15 protein-coding genes are annotated in these 15,422 nt (G+C 72.4%); all 15 read left to right on the plus strand.

The genetic code is table 11. The features are described from left to right. Positions 1-40 precede the first annotated feature (40 nt). Positions 41-1,912: an ATP-binding cassette domain-containing protein gene (locus AC2RP6_RS07230; RefSeq protein WP_486450248.1), complete on the plus strand. Its 1,872-nt coding sequence runs from the start codon at positions 41-43 to the stop codon at positions 1,910-1,912. Beyond that, the gene (locus tag AC2RP6_RS07235) at positions 1,909-2,079 is read left to right on the plus strand and encodes a hypothetical protein (protein WP_486445435.1); all 171 of its coding nucleotides are present in this window, start codon (positions 1,909-1,911) and stop codon (positions 2,077-2,079) included. Before AC2RP6_RS07230 ends, AC2RP6_RS07235 begins: the two co-directional genes overlap by 4 nt. After that, positions 2,076-3,419 carry an MFS transporter gene (locus tag AC2RP6_RS07240; protein ID WP_486450249.1) on the plus strand — a complete coding sequence of 448 codons (1,344 nt, stop codon included), beginning with the start codon at positions 2,076-2,078 and terminating at the stop codon, positions 3,417-3,419. Before AC2RP6_RS07235 ends, AC2RP6_RS07240 begins: the two co-directional genes overlap by 4 nt. A 182-nt stretch (positions 3,420-3,601) precedes the next feature. Further along, a complete protein-coding gene (locus AC2RP6_RS07245) occupies positions 3,602-4,939 on the plus strand; it encodes an NUDIX domain-containing protein (protein ID WP_486445436.1) in 1,338 nt (445 codons plus the stop codon). Between the two features lie 54 nt (positions 4,940-4,993). Continuing rightward, positions 4,994-6,292 carry a protein-L-isoaspartate O-methyltransferase family protein gene (locus AC2RP6_RS07250; RefSeq protein ID WP_486445437.1) on the plus strand — a complete coding sequence of 433 codons (1,299 nt, stop codon included), beginning with the start codon at positions 4,994-4,996 and terminating at the stop codon, positions 6,290-6,292. Continuing rightward, positions 6,289-6,690, plus strand: coding sequence for a GFA family protein (locus AC2RP6_RS07255; RefSeq protein WP_486445438.1), 402 nt, complete (start codon positions 6,289-6,291; stop codon positions 6,688-6,690). Before AC2RP6_RS07250 ends, AC2RP6_RS07255 begins: the two co-directional genes overlap by 4 nt. A 32-nt stretch (positions 6,691-6,722) precedes the next feature. Further along, on the plus strand, positions 6,723-7,529 hold the full coding sequence (locus AC2RP6_RS07260; protein ID WP_486445439.1) for a class I SAM-dependent methyltransferase: 807 nt from the start codon (positions 6,723-6,725) through the stop codon (positions 7,527-7,529). Between the two features lie 5 nt (positions 7,530-7,534). Then, the gene (locus AC2RP6_RS07265) at positions 7,535-8,905 is read left to right on the plus strand and encodes a phosphotransferase (RefSeq protein WP_486445440.1); all 1,371 of its coding nucleotides are present in this window, start codon (positions 7,535-7,537) and stop codon (positions 8,903-8,905) included. 38 nt (positions 8,906-8,943) lie between these two features. After that, positions 8,944-9,420 (plus strand): GNAT family N-acetyltransferase, encoded by a 477-nt coding sequence (locus AC2RP6_RS07270; protein ID WP_486445441.1) that lies wholly within the window; start codon positions 8,944-8,946, stop codon positions 9,418-9,420. Next, positions 9,417-9,923, plus strand: a complete 507-nt coding sequence (locus AC2RP6_RS07275) for an NUDIX domain-containing protein (protein WP_486445442.1) — start codon at positions 9,417-9,419, stop codon at positions 9,921-9,923. Before AC2RP6_RS07270 ends, AC2RP6_RS07275 begins: the two co-directional genes overlap by 4 nt. Then, positions 9,924-10,586 (plus strand): M15 family metallopeptidase, encoded by a 663-nt coding sequence (locus tag AC2RP6_RS07280; RefSeq protein ID WP_486445443.1) that lies wholly within the window; start codon positions 9,924-9,926, stop codon positions 10,584-10,586. It begins immediately after the preceding gene. Then, a complete protein-coding gene (fxlM, locus tag AC2RP6_RS07285) occupies positions 10,490-12,988 on the plus strand; it encodes a methyltransferase, FxLD system (protein WP_486445444.1) in 2,499 nt (832 codons plus the stop codon). The genes AC2RP6_RS07280 and fxlM overlap by 97 nt, the downstream gene beginning before the upstream one ends. Beyond that, positions 12,985-13,563, plus strand: a complete 579-nt coding sequence (locus AC2RP6_RS07290; protein WP_486445445.1) for an AAA family ATPase — start codon at positions 12,985-12,987, stop codon at positions 13,561-13,563. Before fxlM ends, AC2RP6_RS07290 begins: the two co-directional genes overlap by 4 nt. Then, positions 13,560-14,519: a hydroxymethylbilane synthase gene (gene hemC / locus AC2RP6_RS07295; RefSeq protein ID WP_486445446.1), complete on the plus strand. Its 960-nt coding sequence runs from the start codon at positions 13,560-13,562 to the stop codon at positions 14,517-14,519. Before AC2RP6_RS07290 ends, hemC begins: the two co-directional genes overlap by 4 nt. Then, a complete protein-coding gene (locus tag AC2RP6_RS07300; protein ID WP_486445447.1) occupies positions 14,516-15,394 on the plus strand; it encodes a hypothetical protein in 879 nt (292 codons plus the stop codon). Before hemC ends, AC2RP6_RS07300 begins: the two co-directional genes overlap by 4 nt. Positions 15,395-15,422: the final 28 nt, after the last annotated feature.

Consider the following 15,422-nt stretch of genomic DNA (forward strand, 5'->3'; position numbering starts at 1 on the left):
CCAGCACGAGGGCGCCTGGCTCAAGCTCGGGCTCTGGACAATGGCACGGCAGCTCCCGCATCTGGCGGGGACCGGCCTGCGGCTCGCCCACCTCGCCGACGCACGGGCCCTGCGCGTGGTCCTGGCCTCGGAGGCCGGGCGGGGCATCGCGCAGGCGGTCGGCCTCGTCGCGGTCAACAGCGTGCTCGGCCACGTCCTCGCGGCCGGCAGCACCAACGACCGCCTGACTCAGGCGCTGCCCGCGCTTACGGCCGTGGCCGTCACGGCGTTCCTCGGGTCGCTCTTACGCTCGGCTTCGACGGCGGCCACCGGGGCGCTGGAGCCGAAGGTGCAGCGAGTCGCCACCGAGCAGTACCTCGGCCTGGTGTACCGCACAGAGCTGTCGGCGATCGAGGACGACGAGTTCCACCGGCTGCTGGACGCCGCCCGCTACGGCGCTGACTCGGCCCGGCGGATGATCCGGTACTGCACCAACACCCTGAACTCCGCGGTGTCGCTGATCGCTGCGGCCGGCGTGCTCACCGTTCTGCACCCGGTGCTGCTGCCGCTCTTGGTGCTGATGACGCTGCCGAGTGCGTGGAGTTCGCTGATGATCTCCCGCCAGCGGTACATCTCCTTCCACGCCTTCGTCCAGCACGCCCGCGCCGGGCACCTGCTCGGCCAGTTGCTGACCCAGAAGGAAGCGGCGGCCGAGGTCCGCGTCCACGGCGTCGGCCCGTTCCTACTCGGGCACTTCCGCACGATGGCCGAGACGAGTGAACGCGAGCAGACCCGGCTGGCCCGCCGCGCTGCCCGAATCGGGCTCGCCGCCGACGGTGCCGGCGGTTTCGCCACCCTCCTCACCTACGGCGCCCTGGGTGCCCTCCTCTGGGGCGGAGCGATGGAACTCGCCGTCGCCGGCACGGCGGTACTGGCCATCCGCACTGGCGCCGCCAGCCTCGACAGCCTGGTACTCCAGGTCACCGAACTGCACCAGGAGTCCCTGTTCGTCGCCGACTTCGAGCGGCTGTGCCGAGAGGCGAAGACCCGGGCCATCCCCGTGGGCGGGGACCCGCTGCCACAGCAGCTGCGGGAAGTCCGGTTCGAGAAGGTCACCTTCACGTACCCCGGCAGCGGCCAGTCCCTGCCCGAGCCCACGCTGCGCGAGGTGTCCCTGGCGTTCCCGACGGGGAAGATCATCGCGCTGGTGGGTGAGAACGGCTCCGGCAAGTCCACCCTGGTCAGACTCCTCGCTGGCCTCTACCTTCCGGACGAGGGAAGCGGCACGATCTGGTGGGACGACGTCGATGCCCGTACCGCCGACCGCGACCAGGTCTTCGGCCGCGTCGCGCTGATGTCGCAGGACTTCTACCACTGGCCCTTCACGTTCCGGGTGAACGTCGGTATCGGGCAGCCCGGTCAGGCCATCGACGACCCGGCGGTCGAGGAGGCCTCCGGCTTCTCCGGTGCCGACGAGGTCCTGGGCGGCCTGCCTCGCGGGCTCGGCACGCTGCTGGCTCGCGGCTACCGCGGCGGGCACCAGATCTCCGGCGGCCAGTGGCAGCGCATCGGCATCGCACGGGCCAAGTACCGGCAGGCCGAGATCCTGATCGTGGACGAGCCCACCAGCGCCCTGGACGCGGTCGCCGAGCAGCGGGTCTTCGACCAGATCAGGGCCCTGGCCGCCACCACCGGGCAGACAATCGTGCTCATCACCCACCGCCTGCATTCCGTGCGCCAGGCGGACCTCATCCACGTCTTGAAGGACGGCCGGGTCGCCGAGTCGGGCACCTGGGAGGAATTGATGGACCCGGCTACGGGCACGGGGGACTTCCGCGACGCCTACCTCGTCCAAGCCGCTGCCTTCGATGCCACGATCCCCACCCAGTCCGCCGGCGACCACGACACTCTGCGCGCCCAGGACAACGCATGACCGCCGCCGCGCCCCAGGAACAGACCAGCGGGGTGAACGTCCGCCCGGCATCGGGACGGGACGAGGCCCGACCGCAGAACAGCTCGCAGGCCGAGTGCCGTCCGCCTGTCCCCGTTCCCGATGCCCTGCCCGCGGGCTGGCTGCTGACGGAGGCGGATCTGTGGTGACGCTGCCCCGCCCCCGGCCTTCCGTCCGCAAGAGGGCACCGGTACTTGGGACAGGGTTCCGGTTGTACCTCGGCGGGGAGTCCGCTGGCCTGGTGGGGACATCGGTGCACCTGGTGGCCCTGCCCACCCTGGCCGTCCTCGAACTGGACGCGACGGCCGGGCAAGCCGCTCTGCTCGCCTCCCTGGCCCACCTGCCCACCTTCCTCCTGGCCCTCCCCGCCGGCGGCATCGTCGACCGGTACGCCAAGCGGGCTCTGCTGGTGGGCACCGACCTCGCCGGTGCTGCTGTCGTCACGGTAGTTCCCGTGGCAGCGCTGGCCGGGATGTTGTCGATGTCCGTGCTGTACGCGGTCGCGCTGGTCCTGGGTGCGGTGACCGTGCTGCACCAGGCGGCGGCCATCGCGATCGTGCCGCAGCTGGTGGAACCGGCCCTGCTGCACCGGGCCAACGCCCGGGTGGGTGCCGCGTTCGGGGCCGCGGACACGGCCGGGACCTACCTCGGCACCGCGGTCGTCGCGGCCATCAGCGCGGCCAAGGCCTTCTGGCTGGACGCCCTGTCGTACCTGGTGTCCGCCTGCTGCGCGGCCCGGATCCCGGAGCCCGGCCAGCCGGCAGCGGGTGAGGGGAGGCCCAGGCGTCGGCTGGCCGGGGAGATCTGGGAGGGCTTGGCCTATACCGCGCGGACTCCACTGGTCCGGGACCTCGTGGTCGCGCTGACCCTGACCGGTGTGGGCGTCGGTGTGACTGGCGCGCTGTTTGCGTACTACCTGCTGACCGCGCTGGAGGCGGGACCGACCGGGCTGGGGGTCGTGATGGGTGTCTCCGGGGCGGGCGCGTTCGCCGGCGCCCTGGCAGCGCCGCGGGTCGCAGCCCGGTTCGGTCCCGGCCCCACCCTGCTCGCCGGGTTCGCGACGTGTCCAGTGGCGGGCGTGCCGCTGCTGTTGGCCCGGCCGGGGCCCGTCTGGCTTGCCGTCCTCGCCGCGGCGGGCGGCCTTCAGCTCGCCGCCGCGGCGGTGGCTGGGACCACCCAGAGGTCGGTGCGCCAGCAGATCTGCCCGACCCACCTGCGGGCGCGGGCGCAGCAGACGTCGACCTGGCTGGTCTCCGGGAGCAAGCCGTTCGCGGCCCTGGCCGGCGGCGCCCTGGCCACGGCGTTCGGGGCTCGTACCGCTCTGTCCGTCGGGGCGCTGGTGCTGGTGCTGCCGGTGATCGTGCTCTGGCGCTCCCCGGTCAGCCTCCTGACCGCGATGCCCGTCCCCGCACCTCCCCTCGGCGACTCCGCCCTCGCCCGAGGTGTCCCTCCGCCCGCTGATGCCGCCGGAGCGGACCCGCACCCGTGAGCGTCGCCGACTCCTCCATCCCGCCGTCCCACCGACCTGTGAGGCCCCTCTTGCCGCCCTCCCGCTCGCACATCCGCGATCTCGTCACCGCCTACCTGGAACGGAGCCCGGCGGAAGTGCCGCTGCTGGCACCTCTGTTGAGACTGCTAGACGAAGACGCCGAGCCCACGAGCCGCTCGACCTTGCCGGGACTCATCACGTGCAGCGCGGTCGTCGTCGACCACAACCGCCGGGTCCTGCTCGTCCACCACAACACCTTCGGGCTCCTGCTGGCACCCGGCGGGCACGTCGAGGCAGATGATCGCTCGCTGCTGGAGACGGCGCTGCGCGAGATCCACGAGGAGGCTGGCATCCCGCCCGGCGCCCTGTGCGCCACCGCCACCTACGGGAGCCTGCCCATCGACATCGATGTCTTCGACATCGACGCCAACCCTGCCAAGGGCGAGGCCGCGCACCAGCACTGGGACTTCCGCTTCGTCTTCCAGCTGGTGGACAGAGACGTCAAGGTCACGGTGCAGCCGGAGGAGGTCTCGGCCCCACAGTGGGCCGCCTTCGACCAGGTCACAGCCCCGCAGCTACGGGCGAAGCTCACCGCGTCCAGGCTCGACGGCCGCATCGAGCCGGTCAACGCCTCGGCGCTGATCCACGACGGGAACGGCCGCTACCTGCTGCACCTGCGCGACAACCTCCCCGGCATCTGGGAACCCGGGGCCTGGGCGCTGCTCGGCGGAGGCCGCGAGCCGGGCGACACCTCGCTCGAGGACACCGTCCGTCGTGAACTGCGTGAGGAAGCCGGGCTCGAGCCGGACCTGGTGGAGCCGTTCGCCGTCGAGCTCGCCACCGGCACGGACGGCCTGACTGTGCCGGTGCAGGTGTTCACCGCCCAGTGGAACGGCGATCCCGCCCGCCTGCCGCTCACCGAGGGCGTGATGCTGGCCTGGTTCCGCCCCGACGCCATGGAGCGCTTGCGGCTCAGTCCCTCCACCCTGGAGCTCGTACGCCGGCACGCCCAGCACGCCGCCCGCAGCACGACGGCGCCCCGGGACGGAGCCCCCGCGCCGGACCGGCCGAAGGCAGGCAGCACCAGCGTTCCGCACATCGTCGGCGTCCACCTCTACCTGGAACGCGACGGCCGGGTCCTGCTCGGCCTGCGACACCCCGGCTCCGCGTACGCCGGCGGCACCCACCACTTCCTCGCCGGGCACTGCGAGCAGGAGTCCGCCGTGGCCTGCCTGGTCCGCGAGGCACAGGAAGAAGCTGGACTGCTCATCAACCCAGGCGACGTCGAGCTCGCACACGTGGTGCACATGGTCGACAAGCCCGGAGACCAGCCCAGAATCGGATTCGTCTTCCGCGCCCGCCAGTGGACAGGAACACCCCAGGTCCGGGAGCCGGACCGGTGCCTCTCCTGGGACTGGTGGCCCGCCGACGCCCTCCCCGAGCCGATCGTCCCCTACACCCGGGCCGCGATCGAAGGCATCCGAGCCGGCCGCCCCTACACCGAGCTCGGGTGGACCTGACCACCCCGTGCATCCCGCCCTCAGCCCCCGTCCCCCCTGCCGAAGGAGTCGTACGTGCTCGATCCTCTCGTACCCCCCGCCCATGCCGGAGTCGCCCTTGAGGAGAAGGCGGCAGCCGCGCGGGCGGAGATGGTCGCCGGCCTGGAGGCTGCTGGCCATCTCCGGGCGGGGCCGGTCCGGGACGCGTTCCTCGCGGTGCGGCGGGAGGTGTTGATGCCGCAGGCGTACGTGCGGCGCAGCGGGCCGGACGAGACTCCGCCGCGCTGGGACCTGCTCGACTGGGGAGTGCCCGAGGACCGGGAGGAACTGCTCGGGCTGTTGTATGGAGGGGAGAGCGTGCTGGTCCAGCACGACGGCGAGCCGGTCCTCGGCCGGGTGCCGGGCTCGAGGTCGGGCGGGTCGATGACGGCGATGTCCAGCACGGCCGGGATGACCGTCGCACTCCTGCAGCGTCTCGGACTGCGGCCGGGTCAGCGGGTCCTGGACGTCGGGACCGGTGCGGGAGTGACCGCGGCCGTCGCGTGCGTGATCGCAGGTGATGCCGGGGTGGTCACCGTGGACCGGGACGAGCACGTCACCGCCGCCGCCCGCGAGCGGCTGGCGTTGCTCGGCCACCGGCCTACGGCCGTGACGGGGAACGGGCAGAACGGCTGGCCTGCCGAAGCCGACTACGACCGGATCTTCGTGTCGTACGCGGTCACCCGGGTACCGGAGGCCTGGCCGCAGCAGCTGTCCGCCGGCGGGCTGGCGCTGGCGACCTTGTCGACGTCCTCGCCGTCCTGGCCGGGCCTGGCCGTCCTCACCAGGACCGGCAGCGGGCGTGTTACGGCCCGTCTGGAAGCGGTGCGGCTCGGGCACCGGGCGGGCCACGGCTGGAGCCAGCTGTACCTGAAGCCCGGTCTGCGGAGCCGGATCGAGGCCGCGGACAGGGGCAGCACCCGCACCACGCACGCAGGCCTGCCGCCGGATGATGCCCGCGGTCTGTGGCTGGCCCTGGACCACCTGCACCCCGGGCTCGTACGGAACTGGGCTGCCGACCACCTGGTCATCGGGGCCCCGGACTGCGGGTCGTGGGTCACTGCCAGGCCGGGCGGCTTCGGGTCGTGGACGGTCATGGTCTGCGGGCCCCGCGACATCTGGGCGGAGATCCAGGACACCGCCACCCGATGGCAGGCTGCCGGATCGCCGTCCTCCTACCGGCTGCACCTCGAACCGGACGGAACCCAGTGGGTCAGCGCCGGCAGCGGGCCGGCCGAGTTGTCCTGGCAGCTGCCCGCCGCCCTCCAGCCGGCAGCGACCGTCCCGTCGCAAGCCCCCGAACCCACCCTGTCGCCGAAGGAGTCCACCCCATGACCTCATCCACCCCGGCTTCCACCGCTGCCCGGTCGGGCGGCTGCCTGTGCAGGAAGGTCCAGTTCACGGTCACCGGAGAGCCCGACTACCCCCACACCTGCAGTTGCCGGGACTGCCAGAGCCTGTCGGGGGCACCGATGATGTCGTGGGTCTCCTTCCCGCTCGACGGTCTGACCTGGTCCGGGGCCGAGCCGTCGTGGCACTACACGTGGCCGGACTCCAGGCGCGGCTTCTGCCCGGGCTGCGGCAGCCAGGTCTGCGCCCTGGACGACGGCGCCACCAGCATCGCGGTCACCCTCTCCGCACTCGGCAACCCGCCCGACCTGGTCCCGGTCAACCAGTCTTTCCGGGAGACCGCCGTGCCCTGGCTGCCCCAGGTCCCCGACACCCGCAGCTGACGGCCACGCCCACACCACGAGATCGGAGACCCGTGTCCCTGTTCGACTCGGTGGACCACTACTACGCCCGATACCGCCCCCGACTGCCCGACCAGGGGGTCCAGCTCTTGGCCCGGGAACTGGCCGGCGCGGCGGCGCCCACGCTGCTGGACCTCGGCGCCGGCACCGGACAGGTCGCCCTGTCCATGCTGCCCGCCCTACTTCCCGCGGCCCACCTGGACCTCGTCGACCCGGACGAGGGGATGCTCCGCACCGCGCTCGACGAGCTCGAACCCCAGCTGGGCGAGCGCACCGCCACCGTGCACGCCGTCCCGGCCGAGAAGTTCACCCCCGCCCAACCCGGCTACCAGGCGGATCTGGTCACCTGCTGCCGGGCGTTCCACTGGATGGACCGACCGGCAGTGCTGGCCATGGCCGACCGGGTGGCCGCGCCGCACGCCGCCGTCGCGATCATGGGCGACGGCAGTCTGTGGACCCACCAGGCCGAATGGACCGTCGCGCTCCAGGGCCTGATCCAGTCCCATCTCGGAGCAGAGCGCCGCGCCGGCGCCACCGGCACCTACCGTGAGCCCGGCCGCCGCTACGAAGACGACCTCGCCGAATCCGCGTTCAGCGACATCGTTGAGCACCGCATTCCCTTCAACCGCATGTGGACCCCCCGAAGCGTCCTGGGTTACCTGAGATCCACCAGCTTCGCCCGGCCCGACCTGTTCGCCGACCACGCCGGATTCGAGGACCAGGCCCAGGCGCTTCTGCTGCAGCACGCGCGGGACGGGGCCCTGCACGAGGACGGCGTGTTCACCGTGCTGCTCGCCCGCCGTCCCGGGGCTGCGCGGTGAGCGGCGTGGCCCGGCACACGGTGCCGGTCGACGTCCACCTCATCTTGCGCCGCGAGGGTGACAGCGGCCCGGAGGTGCTGCTGTCGCGCCGGGCAGGGCCGGTGTATGCGTCGGGCCTGTGGCATCTGCCGTCCGGGCACCTTGACCCCGACGAGGACATGGTCGAGGCCGTCACCCGGGAAGCCCTGGAGGAAACGGGCGTGCGTATTCAGGCGGAGGACGTGACCGCGGCGGTCACCGTCCACCACCGCCCACCGGTGGGATCCCGGTCCCGTATCGGCGTCTTCTTCGAGGTCCGCCGCTGGTCGGGCCGGCCTCGGGTCATGGAGCCGGACCGGTGCGACGGCATGGACTGGTACCCGCTGGACGCCCTGCCCGCGCCGATGGTGGCGTACTGCCGGGCCGGTCTGGACGCCTACCGCGCCCATCTGCCCGCCGCCGTGCACTTCCAGCAGCCGGGCGACGCCATCGAGCACCGGCTGGACGGCCCCGACCGCACCCGCCTGCTGAGCGGACCGCCCGCCGGTGGGGTGGAGCTGCCGCACGAACTGCGGGTGTTCGCCGAGCAAGCCGTCGGCAGGATCGAGGAGGCGACGGAGGTGTCCTGGGTGCGCACCGGCAGCCGGGTGTGGCGGCTGTCCGGGCCCGGGGGCGGCACCTGGTACCTGAAGCGGCACCGAGGGGCGCGGTTCCATGACCGGGAGGTCGCCGCGTACCGGTCATGGGTGCCGGCCCTCGGGGCGCGCGCTCCCCGTCTCGTCGCCGCCGACACCGCAGGGCAGGCCGTCGTCGTCACCGCGCTGCCCGGCCACCCGCTGCACGGCATGATCCTCAGCGCTGCGGACGAGGCGCGCGTCCAGCAGGCCCTGGGCCGTCTCGTGGGCGTCCTTCACCGCAGCGCACCCGAGCGGCCCGCCGCAGCCGCCACGGCCGCGGACAAGATCAAACGTCATCTGGACGGGGCGCGCCCGTACTTGGCCGCCGGGGACGAGGAACTGGTCCTCGCCCTCGTAGGCGCTTACGCGGACCTTCCGAAGCCCATGCTCGTGCCCACGCACGGGGACCTGCAGTACCGCAACATCCTGCTGGACGGCGACGGTGAACCACTGCTGTTCGACTTCGAGCGGTCCGAGTACAACACCGCGACCCGGGACCTGGTGCGGCTGAGCGACACCTGGACCGGCCGCCCGGACCTGCGCGCCGCGTTCCTCGACGGGTACGGCAGAGCACTCACCCCCACGGAGGAGCTGCGGCTGGACTGCGAGGCCGCCTTCGACGCCATCTCCGGCATCGCCTACGGCACCAGCCACGACGACCCCGAGGTCACCGAGCGCGGCCACCGCACCCTGCGCCAACTCCGCGCCCAGCATCCCTAGCCCGTCTGCATCTTCTACCTGTTCAAGGAAGGACCCCCGTGCCTGAACCCCGCCTCGCCAGCCCTGCCGATGCCGCCGAGATCGCCCGCCTGCGGTCGGAGAACATCCTGAGCGAACCCCTCGACGAAGCCTGGCTCACCAGGTGCGCCGACCAGCTCGCCTTACGCCTCCAGGACGGCGGTGACGCCCGCGCGTACGTCGTCGACTCCCCCGTCGGCGGGCTCGCCACCTGCGCCCTCGGCTTGGTCCACGCCGTCCTTCCCGCCCCGAAGTACCCCAGAGGCCTGGCCGTACGGATCCAGGCGGTCGCCACCGACCCCACCCATCGGCGCCGCGGCTACGCCAAGGCCGCGGTCTCCGCGCTGCTCGACCACCTGGAGGACGACGGGGTCACCCTGTACGAGCTGTATGCCAGTGACGGTTCCGCCCCGCTGTACGAGCAGCTCGGCTTCGCGGCCGACCCGGCACTCATGCGAATGACGCGCTTCCCGTCCGTCGAAGGGAACGCGTCGTGAGCGAGCGGAAGTGGCTGCCTCCGGAGGAGTTCGCTGCGACGCTGCCGAAGGCCACGGTCTTCGGGGCCGTCTTCTTCACCGACGAGGACGACCGGCCCGTCCAGCTGCGGGCCACCTACTCCAGTACCCACCCGTGGCAGTGGCCGGGCGGCGTGGCCGAACCGGGCGAGCGCCCCTGGGAGACCGCCGTGCGGGAGTGCCGGGAGGAGACCGGCCTCCGCGTGGAGGGGCCGCCGAAGCTCCTGGCCACCGTGTTCGGGCTGCCGGGCAAGGACTGGCCGCTGGCCACCGTTGGGTGGGTGTTCGACGGCGGCCGGCTCACTCCTGGGCAGCTTGCGGGGATCGTGCTGGACCCGGACGAGCACGACGAGGTCCGTGCCCTGGCCGTCCCCGAGTGGCAGGACCTGATGCCGGGACGCGACCACGCCCGGCTCGAGGCAGTGATGGCCGCCCGCAAGGCCGGGATCCCGGCGTACTTCGACACCTGGGACTGGGAGGTCTAGATGAGCATCGTCCTGATGTCCGACCCGAGGGTCGCCGCCATCCCGGTCGCGGACAACGGCGAGCCCCTGGCCGATGTCCGCGCTGGCGGAGAGCTCCTCCTTGATGACCGCCGCTCTGATCCCGCGAACGCGTTCGCGCACCTGCGCTCCGGTGTTCTCGACCGGCTTCTGCAGGCGCAGCTGCTGCTGCCCGAAGGGCTGCGCCTGCTCGTCGTCGAAGGGTTCCGGCCGCCGGCCCTGCAGCAGCGGTACTTCGAGGAGTACGCGGCCGAGCTGCGCGCGGCCCACGTCGACTGGCCGGCGGAGGAACTGCGGGCGCAGGCGAACCGGTACGTGTCGCCTCCCGAGATCGCCCCGCACAGCGCCGGCGCGGCCGTCGACCTGACCCTCGTGAACGCGGACGGCACCGAGCTCGACATGGGCACCCGCGTCAATGCCAGCCCGGAGGAGAGCAGGGGGCGCTGCTACACCCTCGCCGACGGCCTCCCCCACCAAGCCCGGCTGCACCGCGCCACACTCAGCCGTGCGCTCACCGCCGCCGGGCTCGTCAACTACCCGACCGAGTGGTGGCACTGGTCCTTCGGCGACCGCTACTGGGCCCTGATGACCGACCGGCCGACAGCCCTCTACGGACCTGCCGCCCAGCACTCCGACCTCTCCTGAGCCACCGACGAACAGGGAGCCCCGCAGCACATGAGCACCACGCACACCGCACAGGACTGGCACGCCCACTACGCGGCCGGCCGCGACTTCCGCCCCCTGAGCGACACCGAGAAGACCGTCCTCACCAAACACCTGGCCCTGTCGGAAGGCGCCGAGGAGGCCCGGGCCCTGGACGTGGCCTGCGGGACCGGTGGCTCGCCCGCTTCCTCGCCACCGCCGGGTACCAGGTGGACGCCGTGGACTGGGCCCAGTCCGCCGTCGACAAGGCCAGCGCGGCCTCGGACCAGGTCAGCTGCCACCACCTCGACCTGACCAGCGGGGACCTCTCCTCCCTCGCCCCGGCCGGCTCCGGCGGCTATCGGCTGATCACCATGCGTCGGGCGCTGGCCCACCTGCCCGACCGCACCCGCACGGTTGCCGAACTCGCTGCCCTCCTCGACGAGGACGGCACCCTGTGCGTGATCACCCCGCACGCCGACCGTCACCCCGAGGAGCTGCGCGGGATCTGCCTGGATGACACTGAGATCGACCTCCTCGCCGACGGCTGGCAGCACACCGAGCGCATCGAGGCCGGCGACCTCACCGTCCTGCTGCTGCGCGGGCCCAAAACCGATCCCGTCGCCTACAGCGAGAAGCGGACCCCGAAGCCGTCCGCGATGGCCGGCGTCGCCACGGTGGTCACCAACGACCGCGGGCAGGTCCTCCTCGGCTGGAACCCCTCCCGCGCCGTGTGGGAACTCCCAGCCGGCAAGGTGGAGCCGGGCGAGGCCTTCGAGGGCACAGCGGTACGCGAACTCGCGGAGGAGGCGGGCCTGCACGCCCGGCCGGAGTCGGTGCTCCTGCTGGGCACGTTTTGCGACTCCACGCACGGATTCACCCGGGTCACCGAGATCGCCCGCCTCACCGACTTCACCGGCGAGCCGACTGTCCGTGAGCCGGAGTTGATCACCCGGTGGGAGTGGCACACCCCCTTCGCCGTGCGGAACCTGCCTCAGCCGCTGTTCACGGCGTCGGCGCAGGCGCTGAACGTGGTGTGGCCGGGCCTGCTGCTCGACGTCCCGCCCGCGCACCACACGCCCAGGCCCGCCGGAGGCGTGCCGCTGAAGTTCGGCGAACCGACTGCGGCGGTCCGGCTTCGCGAGCAGCTGGTCGAAGACCTCACCGAGGCCGGCTGGACCGACACTCCGGAGCTGCGGCGGGCGTTCACGACGGTGCCCCGTCACGCCTTCCTCCCCGAGCAGTCGCTCTCCCGGGCGTACGCCAACGAGGCGGTGGCCACCGTGTTCGACGAGAGCACGGGGCGGTCGATGAGCTCGGTGTCCCAGCCCGAGATGCAGGCTGCCATGCTGCGCCGCGCCAACCTCCGGCCGGGAGCGAACGTGCTGGAGATCGGGGGCGGTGGCTACAACGCCTGCCTGATCGCCGAACTCGTGGGTCTTCAGGGGTCGGTGGTGTGTGTGGAGATCGACCCGTACGTGCATGCGCGTACGGAGCGGTTCCTAGCCGAGACCGGGTACGCCGGCCGGGTCCGGGCCGTCCTGGGCGACGGCACCCACGGAGCCCCCGGAGACCTGATCCCAGCGGACGGCTTCGACGCCATCATCGTGACGGTCGCCTCGAACGACGTGGCGCGGCACTGGACGAGCCAACTCGCGCAAGGCGGGCACCTGGTCTTGCCCCTGCGGATCGGCGGGTTCACGCGGGCCGTCGGCTTCGGCAACGAGGACCCGGCACTGGTGTCCACGGAGATCAGCCCGTGCGGGTTCGTTCCCATGCAGGGTGCCGGCCGGTGGGACGAGACCGCGGCCCCGCTCGGGGACACTGGCTACGGCATCCGCTGGGAGGACACCCCGCCTGCCGCGCTCGACGGCCTGGACCGCGCCCTGGCCGCGGGCGGCACCGAGTTGTGGACCGGGGTGACGGTGCGCGGCGGGGAGACGCTGGAGGACCTGCAGCTGTGGCTGGCCACCTCCCTGCCCGGGTTCTGCCGGATGGAGGGGGATCCGGACCGGCCGGGGCCGGTGCGGCTGCCGAAGCGGTCGGGTGCCGAAGCGATTGTCCTCGGTCGCTCGCTGGCCTGCCTGATGACGGAGCGGCGTGAGCTCGACGAGGCCGACGGCACGTCCACGTGGGAGTTCGGAGTCCAGGGCTTCGGGCCGGACGGCAAGGCCGCCGCGGACACTCTGGCCGCCGCCGTCCACACCTGGGACCGCGACCTTCGGGGCCAGGCCACGCCCCGGCTGACGGTGATGCCCGCAGGTACCCCCGACTCCGCGCTCCCCGCCGGAGACGTCGTGGAGAAGAACGACTGCCGCATCGTGGTCTCCTGGCCCGGCCGTGACGAGGCTCCCGGCCCCGCGGTTGGACGGAACACAGCCGAAGGGAGGTCCGACGAGCAGTGATCACCTGGATCAACGGGGCCTTCGGCAGCGGCAAGAGCACCCTGGCGGCCAGCCTGCATCAGGCACTGCCCGGGTCGGTGGTGGCCGACCCGGAGGAGATCGGTGACCTGCTGCGCCGCACCCTGGCCGGGTACCCCGGAAAGCTCCGCGACTACCAGGATTACCCGGCCTGGCGGCGCCTGACCACGGCCTACATCAGCGAGATCGCCACGCACACCAGCGGTCACGTCCTCGTGCCCATGACCGTGCTCAATCCCTCCTATGCCGCAGAAGTGTTCACGCCCTTGCGCCGCTCGCCCGGGCTCGTCCATCTCGTCCTCCACGTCGAACCGGACGAGCTGAAAGCCCGGATCGACGCGAGCGAGGAGTTCCCGGGAGACGAGACCCGTAGCGAGGCCGTGCGTGCGTACCGGCGGCGAAGGACGGTGGACTACGCCGCTGCCGCTGCGTGGATGCACGCCGACGGCCACGTCATCGACACCAGTGCCCTGCCGGCGCACGCGGTCCTCCGGGCCGCCCTCAGCCGTATCTCGCCCGCCCACCCCGTAACCGCCGATGGAGCCCGACCCTCATGACCAGCAGCACCACCCTCACCACCGTCCGGCTGGGGACCCGGCCCAGCCCCATGGCCCTGGAACAGACCGACCGCTTCGGCGACGCCTTCCGCGCCCGCTACCCGGAGGCGGTCCTCGACATCGTCGAGATCGTCTCCGAGGGCGACCGGCACCGCGGCCCGCTCTCGGCGATCGGAGGGAAAGGGGCCTTCACCCGGAACGCGGACCGGTACCTCCTCGACGACCTCGTCCAGGCCACGATCGCGTGCGCCAAGGACGTACCCGGCCCGCACGACCGGTCCCCCGGCATCATCATCGGAGCGGTCCTGCCCCGAGAGGACACCCGCGACGCCCTCGTCCTCCCTGCCGGCCATCCCGCGGCCACGCTCGCCGAACTCCCGCCCGGCGCCAGGGTCGGAACCAGCGCACCCCGGCGCTCAGCCCTTCTCAAAGCCCTCCACCCGAAGCTCGTACAGGTACCGATCCGCGGCAACGCCGACAGCCGGCTCTCGAAGCTGGACGAGGGAACGCTCGGCGCGGACGTGATGATCGCTGCCCTGGCCGGGCTGCGCCGCCTTGGCTATGAGGACCGGGCGTCCGAGGTCCTCGACCCCACCGTGTGGCTGCCCGCGGCCGGCGCGGGGACCGTGATCGTCGAGCACCGTGCCGACGACCCCGCCACCGGGGAGCTGCTCGCACCCCTCACCCATGGCCCCACCCGGATCCTGCTCGACGCCGAGCGGGCCGCTCTCGCCACGCTGCACGGCGGGTGCCTGACGGCCGCTTCCGCCCACGCCACCCTCGACGCCGAGTCGGGAGTCGTCACCGTGCACGCCGCCATTCTCGACCCGACTGGCGGCGACCCTTTGCGCGCTTGCGCGTCCGGCCCCTCGACGTCAGCCCATGAAGTCGGGCAGGACGCAGGCCGACAGCTGCTGGACGCCGGAGTGGAGCGTCTTCTGGGACGGTCCGCATGACCGATTCGAATGCCCGGCGGGCAGTGTTCGCGCCGCCAGCCCAGACGTCCGACCAGGAGCGGATGCGCAGTCGGCACCAGCAAGCTGCCCGTGCCTTCTCCGTGACCGCGTCCGGGCCGGAAGCCTGGGGGTGGCAGGGCCGAACTCTGGGGCGCCGAGCCGGCCGGTGGTGGCTGCGGCTGGTCAGTGCTCCTGCCGACAAGCGCAACGCCCGCCTGTGGGAGGGCACTGCCGCCGCGGACTGCGCCCTGCCCCGCTCCGTTCCCCGGCCTCGCCTGCACGACGTAACCGAGTGGACCGACGACGCCATCGCTTACCGGGCCGAGCTGTCCGAGTACATCGCCCAGCCGGCGCTCCAATCCGGCGGACCGGTCCTGACAGGCGACGTCGACCTGCCCCGCTCCTGGTGGGCAGACCTAGGCAGCGCACTCACTGCCACCGCGACGGTGCCAACCGACCGGCAAGCCGTACGGCAGCAGTGGATCGACCGCAACTTCACCCGCTTCCTCGGCATCCCCGTGCCCACGATCACTTCCTGGACCACGGGGCACGGGGACCTCCACTGGGGCAACCTCACGCCCGAGCCCCTCGTGATCCTCGACTGGGAGGGGTGGGGCCTGCTCCCCACCGGCTACGACGTGGGCCTGCTCCACGCCTACACCCTCCCCCAGCCCGCCACGGCCGCCCGCATCCGCAGCGAGTTCACCCACGTCCTCGACACCCCCGAGGGACGGATCGGCGAACTCGTCGCCCTCGCTCAGCTTCTCCAGGTCACCGGCCGCGGCGCCCACCCCGAACTCGCCCCGCACCTGCCCCGCCGAGCCCAGCAGCTCACCGGCAGGCCCGTCCCAGCAGCCAACCTCGGCCAGTCCTGACCCCGTGCGCCCGCACCGAATGAGGGAG

The organism is Streptomyces sp. WAC03905, from assembly GCF_057371075.1.